The sequence below is a fragment of the Membranihabitans maritimus genome (genome assembly GCF_021729145.1).
Taxonomy (GTDB): domain Bacteria; phylum Bacteroidota; class Bacteroidia; order Chitinophagales; family Saprospiraceae; genus Membranihabitans; species Membranihabitans maritimus.
This window is the reverse complement of the sequence record NZ_JAJSLW010000014.1, coordinates 99356-113166: the sequence shown is the minus strand read 5'-3', so window position 1 is coordinate 113166 and position 13811 is coordinate 99356. Positions and strand designations below refer to the sequence as shown.

Genomic DNA, 13811 nt, shown 5'->3' with positions numbered 1-13811 from the left:
CAGTTTTGATAATTGTTTTCTGCTGGCAGGCAGTGCTTTTTTTATTCTTACACAAAATTTTTATTTTGCAGTATATATCAATGATAATCAAAAGGAAAATGTATGTATCAGTTTTTTTTGAATAATCAAATCATTTTCCCATGGCGTCTAAAATAGGATTAAAAGAAGCAATGTCCATTGGAATTGGAGGAATGGTGGGAGGAGGAATATTTGCCGTTCTTGGCCTGGCAGTGTCATTGGCAAAAGGGGGAACTCCACTGGCATTTCTCATAGCCGGGATAGTGGCCTTAATTACTTCCTACAGCTATGTAAAATTATCCCTGTCATTCCCGGATCGTGGAGGTACGGTAAGGTTTATTAACCAGGGGTTTGGTAAAACTATTTTCAGTGGGAGCATAAATAATTTACTCTGGATTAGCTATATCATAATGCTTTCTCTGTATGCATCAGCCTTTGGAAGCTATGCGCCAAACCTCATGCCCCTAACAGGCCATTCGACTATTGATTTTCACATATTTTCCAGTGTCATAATTTTAATAGCTACATTTATCAACTATTACAGCATTGAAGTAGTAGGCAAAATAGAATCATACTCGGTAATTATAAAATTGGTAATACTTATTTCCTTTGTAATAATAGGTGCGTATGGACTAATCGGCAACCCCAATTTACAACAGTTAGCTCCTTCAAGCTGGGAAAAGCCTTTCACCCTGGTAACAGGAGGGATGGTCATTTTTGTAGCCTACGAAGGTTTTGAATTAATAGCCAATTCAGCCCCGGATATAAAAAACCCTGGAAAGAATATTCCCAGGGCCTACTACTATTCTGTTTTATTTGTTATTCTCCTTTACATAGTCATAGCAATTGTTACAGTGGGTTCATTACCCTTTTATAAAATCGCCAGTGCAGAAGATTATGTGTTAGCTGAAGCTGCACAACCCATGCTAGGTAAAATCGGATTTTCTATCATTACGATTGCCGCTTTAATTTCTACGTTTTCGGCTATTAATGCATCACTTTATGGAGGAAGCCGAGTAAGTTATGAATTAGCAGAGGATGACGAACTACCTCATGAATTCACAAGTATTTTATGGAATCAACCCATTGGCCTTATAATCACGTCCGGGATGACTTTACTCCTTGTTAATACACTTCCATTAGAAAGTATTTCCACTGCAGGAAGCGTAGGGTTTTTAGTAGTATTTGCGGTAGTAAACTATACAGGGTTTAAATTGGCTAAAACCATCAACGGTGTAAAATATATCCCGTTATTGGGGGCGGTTTTGTGCATTATGGCTCTGACCGCTTTAATGATACAAGAATATTCGACCAATACATTAGGAGTCCTGGTCGCTCTGGGGATTATTCTAATATGCTTTGCCATTGAGTATAGCTACAAAAAATCAGAAAATACCACGAAAAAATAATATTCGCTACACTATTTTTTCTTTCGTAAAATACTCTCCAATGTAAAGTCCAATTATTCCCGTTGACTTTTGACGATGCCCAATCCCATGTAAATGAATCTTCCGATATATCATAAAATACCATTCGTTGAAGAATATTGTCCTGTTCATTAAAGGTAGGTTGTGAACGAAAGATTCTCCTTTCTCCTTCAACCCTTAATTTATGAAATAAATTGATACCAGATATTCCATATAAAATATGGCCAAAAAAATTAAGAAGTTTTAGATTTTTACGACTTCCAACCCTAGGTGTATTTCTATAAAATCAAAATCCCGGTCGTTATGCAATAGTCGAATATGATTTTCAATTCAAAAAGTCGCAACGATCATATCTATGGCTTTTCTTGGAGTGATTCCATTTTTTCTTAAATAGAAGAAATTTTTTAGCAGAAGCTAAAGAAATTTCCTTTCCACACAGGCTAAAAAATGGCAAACTCTCTAATAAAAGTTTTCCTGTATTCTAGTCAGGTGAAGTAGAAAATCCTAGCAAAACTTCAACCATAATCAAATCTCCAATGATATCTATTTCCTCACCAAGAATGTCATCCAACGCATTCGTATGACGATTTACCAGACCATTAAACTAATCTATCCAAACCGAAGGATTCCACTAAAATCATTGACCAAGTCTCATTTGCTCCAAATTACCTTCCCAATTTAATTTTCCCCGGAAAGTTTTGATCCTTTTCTGCTCTTTTAATGTGACCAAAAGTTTGAGCCCTGCCTCTACAGTGGCTTTTTTAGTTTTGAGACCGGAAACCTTCATCGCTCTCTTCATTAAATTTTCATATATGACAATATTTGTACGCATAAGTGTGTATTTTAAAATCATATATGCACATTATTAAAACTACAATTCCCAAAAAATTTCAGTCCTATCATTCATTGAGAAGATCGGTCTATTGGCTAACACAAATACATAGCATATTTTATTATGCATTCTGCACTGATTATGAGAGATAAAAAAATTATACTTTATTTTTTCTGTCAGATCCTTTCTTCATAACTTAGTAATGAAGAAATGCTATTCGAATGGCGAAAACAAGAACAAGGAAGAAAAAAGCAACCTCGGAAAAAGAGCGTACCACTGAGTCCGGAAAGTTCTATCCGTTAAAAACACGAAATTTGCCTCTGGGACTGCACTATATAGCAGTCGATTGGGGAAATTCGGGTGTCGCCGATATAATAGTGGTCGCGACCCACAAAACATGAATAAAATGATCGGATTTTATCTCGACGATCCCTAATATCTCTTCATCAAGGATTCATTCTATTCGTTCAATATTCAGTATAGAAAATAGGAACAAGATGAAGAGGCTCTAACTTTCTATTTTCTCTTCATCCCCCCTATCGATTGCCAAATGATTCAATAGCCACTATTACCACAAATACTCCCCCTCTTTTATACAACATGGAAAATGATACACATCCCGGGTATGTGTTAAAAATATCAGTTGAATTATCTTTGTAACCATTTGAAATCATGTTACCTTCACAAACAATCTACACCATATAGGGTTACCTGAATATATGCCAAAATCGATTTTTACACTGGCTTTTTATTTCTGCATGCTTGGAGGAGGGCAGGCCACCAATTCCTTTCCCAATAATACAGTATTAATGTCTTATTTTCAGGTCAATGTAACCCCCAATGTAGGGGATCCACTCGCATTTGGCCCCGCCCGGGCAATCCGTGATTCTCTGAGCGCTCGAGGATTAGTTTTGATTTTTGATGAAAAACCGGTAGTAAAGGTAGCAATTGACTGGATAGGCATTTCGAATGAAGGAATGGATGTATTTCGCAAATCCCTTGCAAAAGCGGCAGGAACCAGTGAGGACAGGGTCTTAATTCATGCCTTGCATCAACACAATGCAGTGCGGTGTGATTTCCTGACCCCCAGGATCCTGGATCGGTATGAAGGTTCTGATCTCTACTACGATACGATCTTTCTGCACGACGCCATCGACCGTGTGGCTCAGGTGGTCAGGGAGTCATTATCGGAATTACAACCGGTAACCTCAATCGGTTATGGAAAAGCCAGGGTCAATCATGTTGCTTCCAACAGACGAATTATAGGAAGCAACGGGAAAGTGGAAAAAATGCGCTGGAGTAATACTAAAAGTTCTTTGCTACGTAATGAAGGAGAAGGTTTGATTGACCCCTGGTTGAAGACAGTTACACTATACAAAGGAGAACAACCCCTGGTGTCCATGTCATATTATGCCGTTCATCCGGTCACTGAGTTTGGAGATGGTATTGTATCATCTGAGTTTGTAGGCATTGCCCGAAAGTATCAGGAAATGAAAAGAGGGTACCCTCATATTTACTTTACAGGGGCAGCCGGTAATATAGGCGTTGGCAAGTACAACGACAATACCCGTAATATCCGATATACTTTTGCCGCCAGGATAGCATCAGCAATCGACAAGGCATTAGAATCCGAAATCCGGAAACCCGTTAATAAAAACAGCTTTAATTTGGAAACGACACTCGTATACCTCCCTCTAGCAAATCATTTGGACAAAGATAGCCTGGAGCAGATCGTTTCCGGCGGTAAATACGACCCCGAATTACCCTATCTCCGTGCTATAGCTTGTCTGGCTTGGTGGAACCGGGTACATAAAGATCCTTATGTCCGTATTTCGGCACTACATATAGATGATGTCCGGTTACTCAGTTTGCCCGGAGAACCCTTTGTGGAGTATCAACTAATGGCACAAGATTTATTTCCCCAATATAGAATATGTACCGCCGGCTATGAAGAATATGGGATGGGCTACATAGGTACTCGCAAAGCGTATCGGGAAGGGGGATATGAAACGTCTAAAATGGCATCCATGCTGGGGCCAGGTGCAGAGGATTCCATGATGCGGGGCATCCGGGAAGTATTGGAATAAAATATTTACGGATATTTAAAACAGACCTGATGACAGCTCATATTATAGCGCACCTTCCAAACGCTTAATCGGGATCTTAAATGAATCATATAAATCCAATTCAATTGTATTGTCAAATGTCATTTCAATTGGCAATGTATAATATTCACCGAGGAGGGACATCCCTTCCATAGTTTTTTCGACCCCCATTTTCAAGAACCCGAACCGTGTATCACAATACCTCTCCAGATACACCTCCGGTTGACCGGCACCGAATGCCTTTACCCGGGAATCGCTGACCGCTGCTACCGGATGCAAGTCTGCATAACCGCCGGCTCCCGCAACAATAAAGGGAAGTTCCGTACCGTCTTTATAAATTTTAGAAAACCGTTGATAATTGTGGACATGTCCGCTAAAAACAGCATCTGGTATGATTCCGGCTACATTAAATGCATCTTCCAGAAAGGATATCATGGGTTTACTGGAACCATGATTGATATCGGCCGAATAAGGTGCATGATGAATACATACCAGCAGTGCCCGATCTTCATGTTCCTCTGCGGAATAACGCAACTCTTCGACAAACCAGTCCCGCTGTTCCTGCGTAATGTGTCCGTGTCTATTGACATTGGCATACAGGCCGACGAACCGGGCCAGCGGAGTTTCCAATGTCCAGTATACATGGGGTTGTATAGAAGTATACCGGGTAGGCTTTCCTCCCCATCTGATCTCTCTACGTTCCGTATTGCAGAATACTTTTTGAAAAGCATCAAGGCTATTATATGACACAGGACTGTTCGGATTGACATCTCCGTCATGGTTGCCGGGAATGGCCACTATTGGAGCATTATAGTCCTTATACGGCTCCAGGAATTGACCGGGATATTCACTGGCCTCACCAAAGTTATATACGATGTCTCCTAAATGATACATAAAAGAGGGTGCTGTCGCTTCGGAAGAATTCACCTGTCTGGTTAGCGATGAAGCTACCAATCTCTGGAAATCAGAATGGCGTACACTCCCCGTGTCTCCTACCATATGAAAGAACATACGCTCATGCAACTTTTCGACCCGGTCGCCCATCAACTCTTCCAGGGAAATGCGGTAAGGATAAGCCCCAGATGGAGTAGGCAAGTCTTTAAATTTTATGGAATCATCTTCGATTTCCTTTAGTATCACCGGTGTATTATACTTTAATTCCTTCATAGTACAAAACTATAAAAGAAAGGCAAACTAAAGGTTAAGTCTGGCATCTATCTAACAAGGACTGCTAAATTACCATTTTCCTTATACAACCCTTCATCAAAAATCAACCCTTCCTGAAGTCAAAATTTCATGTCTTCTAGAAATTCTCTGGTCCGCTCCTCACATTCCTCAATATTGAATTTTGTCTCACCGCGATACCAATTTTTCCATTTCTCTCCCCTCGAATTAAATGCCTGTCCTTTATGAACTAAATCAAAGGCGCTAATAGCCTTATCCAGCTCTTCCCTGCATTGGGTTTTATCTCCCTCCAACTCATAGGCCTTCACTGCTGCCACCACCCCTTCTATCCACCGGGTAAAGCCCAAAAGTATTTTTTGTTGCGAAAGCAAGTTGACTTCAAGGAAATATTTTTCCCAGTCATTCAATTCTGACAAAGCTTCTTCTATCATTTCCCCGGCTTTTTCCAATCCGACACGTTGTTCTTTCACTTTTTTTTCCAATTGTTGAAAGGTCAAATCTCCGCATCGTTTATCGACTAAATATGGGTGGGTCCAGTTCATATCTACGCCTGCAATAGCACCATTTTCCTCCTCATTTTTCATTCGGTCCTCCCATCCATTAAGAAGTCGCAGGACTTTTCTCCTGATTTGACCATCTAGAAGAACAGGGGCATTTGTTTGATCATGCATCTGATAGCTGTCAAAATATTGTTGATAAGCAGCTTGGATTTTCCCGGATGCCGAACCAAAATTCTCAGCACACCACTCTTCCATAAATATCTGAGGGTCAAATTCATCAAAATTATGTAACATTTCACCGGAAGCATCCAGTCCAAGTACAAACGTCCTTATATTTGATACGTTTAAGACAACATAATCATCAGACTTGTGATCTTTGCCTAATTTCATAATTTCATGAACCTTATGGGGTGGCACCCCTTGTGCCAGATGAGGTCCGGTTCCCCACAACTGGTGGTGATAGTATATTCCATACTTTCGTCCATGCTCCCTTTTCGTATTAAAAAAGTCTTCCTGCATTTGCCAACCGGGGCTATTGTCTGAAAAAACAACTGTCACCCCATCGGGAAAATCAAGGTGTCCTTCCCTATTGAGATCAGAACCTTCCATCCAAAGAGTTGTGGTTACAGGGATTTCACCCCTTTGATCAACAGAACGAATAATATCCATCTGAGCTTCCATAGCATCAGAGATCAATTTTCCCCGGTCCGCATCCGACTGAGGGATTTTGTCATCCGCCATCCACATTGGACGGTCGGCTACTCCCCGAAGTCCTATCTGCCAAATTACATTCTCATATTTTGACCATTCCTTAGCATATTCAGTCCATACTTCCTCAAGAGCTTCAGGATGACTATAATAGGAGAATTTATAATCCTTACCTCGTTCCTTCCAATAGTTAAAAAATGTATAACCGCTTACACCCAGTGGTTCTATATGGTGCATACTGAGGAAAACACCCCTTGATGCTGCAATATCCACTAATTTGCGTTCGGGTGGATTTTTAATATCGATAAAACTCGCCGGGATAATCAAATTATACCGTAGCCGCACCATAGATTCTACTAATTTCCCCATAATATCGGGATGTACTACCTGGCTATAAAATGGATAATCAATATTGCGTGTACCACCTCCGTTCTTCCATTCTGTAAGTAAGTCCTCATCGTTAATAAACCAGCCCCGGTAGCGGAAAGAAGGTTCATTCTGTTCGATATTCACATTATCCCATGCCAACACCTCCTTTTTCTCCGGTTCGCGATCCTTCCAGAAATACAACGGATCTACCTCCAGGTATTCTTCGATAAAATGATAAATACCAAACATGGTACCTCGGGCGTCACTACCAACGATATACAAATCCCTATCTGTGCTTTTCACTTTGTATGATTCCCATTGACCTTTTAGGTCTAAAAAATTATTATCCGTAGATAGTAATTGTTCTCTAAATTCAGGATTGTCCAATGATCCGATATAAACACAGCCTTTCTTACAGTCTTTTGTATCCCTCACTATTTTCAGTCTATGCCCTGTAATTTTTTCCACGTCGGAAATCAAATCTTCTGCTGCAAGTTTTACAAAATTGGATTCGTCAGGTGAAACTAAAATACTTTTTTGAACATCAGCGGAAACCAAAGTAAAACTAATTTTATCCTTACAAGCAACCAATGCTACGACACATAGACACCAAATAAGATTTAATATTTTTGACATTATAAACCGTTTTTTTTAATTATAGCCAGGATTTTGCTCCAGAACAGCATCCTTATTTGCTTCTATTTCATCAAAAGGGATGGGCCATAATTCGTGATGATCCTTGATTTCATCACCGTTTAAATCATTGTACTTACGCACCCTGTCCACCAGGGTACCTGTTCTATGTAAAGTGATCCGTCGTTGTTCTTCATATACGAGTTCCCTGGCCCTTTCATCCAGTATATAATCTAACGTTACGTCCGATTCACTAATAAGTGTGGCATTAGATCTTTCTCTTAACATATTAATATCATTTGCGGCATTGACCAAATCCCCTTGACGCAAATATGCTTCAGCTCTTAGCAGATACGTTTCTGCCAAACGCAAATAATACATATCCCTATAGGTACTCCCAGCGGTAGTCTTTAAAGTACCCAAATCCTTGTTTTCAAACAACGCATCCGGGTGATCATGAGCGGTCGTAATTTTGGATGGGTACGGGTACCATCTCCAATTTTGGTTTATCCAGGTCGGGCTTGGATACTTTACTGCACTTGAATCAAACCAAACCGATTCAGGGTTTGTATATACAAAGTCCCGAATAATATTGTGAGAGGCATTGCGGATATCTGAATTCCAATCATCTTCCCATAAATCGTTTAGATAAAAATCTGTATTCATCATAAAAGATACACCCCTTCCGCCTGAGTTATAATTTGACTGTCCAAAACCTAATGAACCCTCATTCCCATCAGGATCCTGAAAGGTCAGCCAAGGTACCGGACCTGCCCATCTTTCCAAATTATTTCTGCTTCCTCCGGAAGATTCCAAAAAGCCCCCGGGCACATCAATTTCCATTTGAGCGACCCAAAGTGCTTCCTTATTTCCACTGCTCCTATTTTGATTCCCTTGCTGGAACAAATCCCAATACACATCTCCTTCACCCAAATCCAGGTATTCATCTATAGGATTTTCATTGGCTTTACTTCCAAATCTGTCAGTCATTAAAGACGTATTAGGGTCTTCAATTACAATGGATAATTCTGCTACAGCTCTATCATAATTTTCTAAAGAAATATATGTTTCTGCAAGCAAGTGATGTGCAACGAGATTGGAAACTTTACCATCCACTACTTCACTAATATCTGGAAGCTGGTCTGCTGCTACTTGAGCATCCTCTATAATTTGATTCAAAACTTCTATTTTCGTTGCTCTAGAAAAATTTGTTTTAGGTGAACTGACTTCATCCAAAAGCAAGGGCACACCACCATATAAATATACCAAATATCGAAAAGATAATGCTCTGAAAAATTTGGCTTCTGCCTCTATTGCTACCTTTTGGTCATCGGTTAATTCAGAATCTGGAAGTCTTGAAATAATTGTATTGGCATTGGCTATCACTTTATACCAATTATCCCAATGAAACTCAACCATGCCGTTGGTCGGGACCAACCATACATCATAATCTCCAAACCGATTGGCATCTCCTCTGGCGTGTTTAGCGACATCAGTAGCGAGAAAATGAGCAAAATAGTTTTGATTATTCCCACCATAATGAATATTACGTACCCTCGCATATAGATCCGTCAATGCACTTTCAAAGTTTGTTATCGTTTGATAGGAATTCTCCGGACTAAAAAAGTCTAGTGGTACTTCTTCAATAAATTCTTGCTCATCGCAAGAATATACTGAAAGGAAGAGTATCGTCAGAAAAATTAATCTTAATTTATAATTGAAATAACTCATGATTCTTATATTTTGAAATAACTTCTAAAATGATATATCCAAGCCCAAAGTATATGCCTTCATTAAGGGAAATGCATTGGCATTTCCAATACCTTGATTGGTTTCAGGGTCCCAGCCGTCCCACTTTGTCAAAGTCAGGACATTTTTTCCACTGACATATATTTTTGTATTATTAATTCCAATCTGTTCAAGTGTAGACTTTTTGAAACTGTAAGACAATGAGAGATCTTGCAGTCTTACAAAACTTCTTGAAAAATATTGCGAAGGCTTAATTTGAGCAGCCTCCCATGTTCTGGGATACTTTCCATCCGGATTTAATGTAGACCAATAATCGTAAAAAGTAAACCAATTAGAGTTCTGGGCTGTCCCAGGTGTTCCCGCAACCCCTGATGGATGATTCGCGCCCAGATATCCATTTTTGCCACCCTGTATTGAGTTCACAAAAATGCGTAGACTTAAGCCTTTGTATCGAAAGGTATTTTGAATACCAAACCGAAAGGCAGGTTCTGATCTCCCCAAAATCACACGATCATCAGATGCACTAATAGCACCATCATTATTTTGATCCACTATACGGTATGTTCCCGGGGAAAATCCCTCCTGAATTTCATCGTTGACTTGCCAAATCCCATCAATTTCGTAACCATAAATAGTGCCAATTGATTCCCCAATAAACAAACCACTGGCTACAAGATCATCCTCTTTACCGTCTCCGTTGTTGTCCAGTTGTAATAATTCAACTATCTTATTTTGGTTACGCGAAAAATTCAGATTTAGATTCCATCTAAAATTTTTCTTCTGAACAGGTATAGTTTGTAAGGACACTTCAAAGCCTCTATTTTCAATTCTTCCTAGATTCGTGGTTATTTGGGAAAAACCAGTAATTTGTGGCAATCGCAAATCCCATAACAAATCTGTAGTAGCCGTGGAGTAATACTCTATGTTTCCGCGGACCCTTTCATTAATTACCCCAAAGTCTACACCCAGGTTTAATCCCGTTGATGTCTCCCAGGAAAGATCACTGTTTGCCAATGAAGCAGGAGACAGCCCTAGCGAAGTACCGGAACCATCCCCATATACATAATGATTACTTTCCGATGACAAGACTCTTGCAAGAGAACTATATCGTGCTGCTTGATTCCCATTTTGGCCATAACTAGCTCTAATTTTCAAGAAATTAATATTCGGCATGCTAAAAAATGATTCTTCAGACACTACCCAACCCGCTCCGAGTGATGGAAATAATCCAAACTTGTTATTTGCTGAAAACCCACTAAATCCGTCTCTTCGCAGGGTTCCGGTGAGAATATACCGATTTTTAAAATTGTAATTAAATCTACCCATTTGGTAAGTGGATACCTGTTCCCAGGCATCAGAATTGATTTCGCGAATAATAGATTGCTCCAGGCTATTATAAGATAGACTTAAATTAGGGATATTTTCTCCTCCGGCATAAGTCCTATCAAATTTGACCTTATTATATCCTGCTACCAAGGTGAAATTTACACTGTGATTATTAAATTCTCTATTATAGGTAAGGATATTATCCAACATGACATCGTAATTGGATGCGTGTGCTTTACTGGCTGCACCACTCAACCCTGCTCCGTAAATATTACTTGTAGAATGCGAAAACCAGTTTAGATTATTATTAAAATTCAATTGATATGACAAACCTTTAATTTGAGGTACTTTAATTTTCGCGAATAAATTTCCGGAAACTCTGTTATTCAAATCCCTGTCATCTGCTTGTGCATTCAAAAACGGGTTAACATTATTATCTCCCAAATGATTCACTATTAATTCTCCATTTTGGTCCTTGGGGGCAACCAGGGGAGATGTCCCTCTGGATATACCATTTATGTTTGGATATACACCGGAAAAATCGGCAAAGGAAGCATAGGTATTCGTACCTACTGTCAACCAATTTGTAAGATCAGTTTCGATATTTATACGCGCCGTTGCCCGGGAATAATTATCATTCAAAATAAATCCCTTTTGATCCGTATAACCACCGGATAAATAGTAATTAGTATTCTCCGATCCTCCCGATATACTCAACACATGATTCATTATATGACCCGGTGAAGTAAGTGCACCCCACCAGTCATAATCCGTTCCGTTTTCTATTCCGGATAAAAGTTTGGGCAAAAGTTCCGATTGGTCAAATTCCCAATCAGGATTGGGTTCTGTATAGCCTGGCCCCAAATACGCATTTCTATATTCTATATCTTTTATTTTTTGCAACACTTCTTCCCTGTTCAATATCCTTGCATCTACTGTCGGATTTTGGGTAGAAATGGACCCCGAATATTGAATGGTGGGTTTTTGGGATACTTTACCTTCTTTCGTAGTTATTAAAATCACCCCGTTTGCAGCTTGTGCCCCGTAAATCGCTTTACTACTGGCGTCCTTTAATACATCTACGGATGCGATATCTGCAGGGTTTAAATCGGCAATTCTACCGCGAAATATTATCCCATCCACTACTATCAGTGGAGATGTGCTACCGTTTAATGTACTCTGGCCCCGAACCTGAATCGAAGGTTCTTCTCCGGCCTGATTCACCTGACCGATCTGTACACCAGGTACCGAACCCTGTAAAGATTGCATAATATTTACATTCGGAGATTCCCTGAAAGCCTCTATATCGGCTGAAGCTATCGAACCTGTTAGATCACTCTTTCGTTGCGTACCATATCCTACTACCACTACTTCTTCTAATCCTATCGCACCTTCTTCCAGAACAACATCGATTCGATTTTGAGCATTGACCATCACTTCTTGCGACTTCATTCCCACATATGAAAAGACCAATACCGTATCCGCACCCACATTTGCTAATTCATACTGTCCGTCAATATCTGTCGTCGTCCCATTCGTAGTACCTTTTACCAAAATGGTAGCTCCTATCACCGGTTCTCCGGAAGCATCTTGTACGCTTCCGTTCACTGTAATTTCCTGGGCAAAAATCCCTGTAGAAATAAGGCACAGTGTTATTACTATTACCATATTTCTGCAAAGCCGCTTAGGATTGCCCCTTTTGTAATTTAAAGAAATGTAATCATTCATAATTCCATCATTTAATTTATTTTAAAATCCCATTAATTATTCATTTTCAAATAGCATATCACTATCCGAAATATCCAATTTCATAGAAGTCAATTATATTTTCAGGTTGTTATACTATCTCATGTCTTATAGCATCAGTTTTATTATTTACATATGTCTCCAAGATTCCTTTAATGTATCCAATGGCAAAAACCTTCCCCATTATCTCATAACCCGCAGATATCCCTCCTGAAAATTCCTTTTGTATTTCACCGTACATGGCCGGAGCATGATCAGGCCGTAAGGGACCTTCAAAACCACAGTCGTAATAATGCTTTAGAAGTTCGGCCATAGGGGTCGGGCCATTGTCGTGGAAGGTCTCCCGGAACTTGTATTTATCGCCTTCCACATCCCTTAGATGGATAAAAAAGACTCTGTTGTCCTCAATCCATCGAGCCGAAATAGACTTGAGATCTTCTTCCATTAATCGGAAAGTGGCCTGGCAAAAAGTAATTCCATTGGAAGAACTCGGGTATTTCTCTATAATTCTGTCAAAAGCAGCCGCATTCGTTAGAATTCTCCCCACACCTTTAAGTGGACTCACAGGTGGATCATCCGGATGGAGAGCCATTTGCACACCTTCTTCTTCTGCAATGGGTAATACCGCATCCAAAAAATAAAAGAGGTTATCCCATAGCTTATCTTCAGTAATCTGCAAGTGCTCATCAACCAATTCATCCTGAACCTTTTTGAAATCAAATTCACTACAAAGTGCTCCTCCTCGCTCCGGGACATTCACCCGGGTCCGAAACCAACCTATGGATGCCATAAAATTATAACACAACAACGGGATCCCCAGGCGTCCCATGTTCCGTATCATCGTCTGATATTTCTCAATCCATTCATCCCTCCCCGGCAATCCGAGTTTTATCGCCGACATATCAAATTGATCACCTTCTAATCCATAAAGTTGCAACCCCGCATCATCAAATTCCTCCTGAATACTTTTCAATGCCTTAAAATCGTACGGCGCCGGTTTCCCCGACAGGGAAGGTATCGCTTTGGTAATAGCATAATCCACACCTATTTGCTTCGCAAGGGTCCACTTACGAGCGTCGTATTTGGGTGGTAAAAGCATGGAAAGTTTCATCGTCTAATTTTTTTCTATCTAACTAAAATGAAGCTACTGAACATTCAGGTTTTCAAGAGTCGCGAATGCCTGCCGACCTCAGGTGGGCACGAATAAATCGCT

Annotated in this window: 9 protein-coding genes; 3 read left to right on the top strand and 6 right to left on the bottom strand. The window is 39.9% G+C overall.

The genetic code is table 11. The annotated features are described in order from the left end of the window. Positions 1-140: 140 nt before the first annotated feature. Positions 141-1427 (top strand): APC family permease, encoded by a 1287-nt coding sequence (locus LVD47_RS16715; RefSeq protein ID WP_236978968.1) that lies wholly within the window; start codon positions 141-143, stop codon positions 1425-1427. A 655-nt stretch (positions 1428-2082) separates the two neighbouring features. Here the strand turns inward: LVD47_RS16715 and LVD47_RS16710 are convergent. Then, complete coding sequence (locus LVD47_RS16710) at positions 2083-2277, bottom strand: type II toxin-antitoxin system VapB family antitoxin (RefSeq protein WP_236978966.1); 195 nt, start codon at positions 2275-2277, stop codon at positions 2083-2085. Positions 2278-2498: 221 nt separating this feature from the next. Between LVD47_RS16710 and LVD47_RS16705 the strand changes: the two genes are divergently transcribed. Both LVD47_RS16705 and LVD47_RS16700 read left to right on the top strand, forming a co-directional pair. Continuing rightward, positions 2499-2678 (top strand): hypothetical protein, encoded by a 180-nt coding sequence (locus LVD47_RS16705; RefSeq protein WP_236978964.1) that lies wholly within the window; start codon positions 2499-2501, stop codon positions 2676-2678. A gap of 318 nt (positions 2679-2996) precedes the next feature. Next, positions 2997-4364, top strand: a complete 1368-nt coding sequence (locus tag LVD47_RS16700) for a hypothetical protein (protein ID WP_236978962.1) — start codon at positions 2997-2999, stop codon at positions 4362-4364. 42 nt (positions 4365-4406) lie between these two features. Here the strand turns inward: LVD47_RS16700 and LVD47_RS16695 are convergent, their stop codons facing one another. The 5 genes from LVD47_RS16695 to LVD47_RS16675 all read right to left on the bottom strand — a co-directional run bounded on the left by LVD47_RS16695 (position 4407) and on the right by LVD47_RS16675 (position 13709). After that, entirely contained in the window at positions 4407-5549 is a 1143-nt protein-coding gene (locus LVD47_RS16695) for a metallophosphoesterase family protein (RefSeq protein ID WP_236978960.1), read from the bottom strand. A 119-nt stretch (positions 5550-5668) separates the two neighbouring features. Continuing rightward, positions 5669-7780: a glycosyl hydrolase 115 family protein gene (locus LVD47_RS16690; RefSeq protein WP_236978958.1), complete on the bottom strand. Its 2112-nt coding sequence runs from the start codon at positions 7778-7780 to the stop codon at positions 5669-5671. Between the two features lie 15 nt (positions 7781-7795). Continuing rightward, complete coding sequence (locus LVD47_RS16685; protein WP_236978957.1) at positions 7796-9508, bottom strand: RagB/SusD family nutrient uptake outer membrane protein; 1713 nt, start codon at positions 9506-9508, stop codon at positions 7796-7798. A 24-nt stretch (positions 9509-9532) separates the two neighbouring features. After that, on the bottom strand, positions 9533-12520 hold the full coding sequence (locus LVD47_RS16680) for a SusC/RagA family TonB-linked outer membrane protein (protein WP_236978956.1): 2988 nt from the start codon (positions 12518-12520) through the stop codon (positions 9533-9535). Positions 12521-12689: 169 nt separating this feature from the next. Further along, complete coding sequence (locus tag LVD47_RS16675; RefSeq protein WP_236978955.1) at positions 12690-13709, bottom strand: mannonate dehydratase; 1020 nt, start codon at positions 13707-13709, stop codon at positions 12690-12692. Positions 13710-13811: the final 102 nt, after the last annotated feature.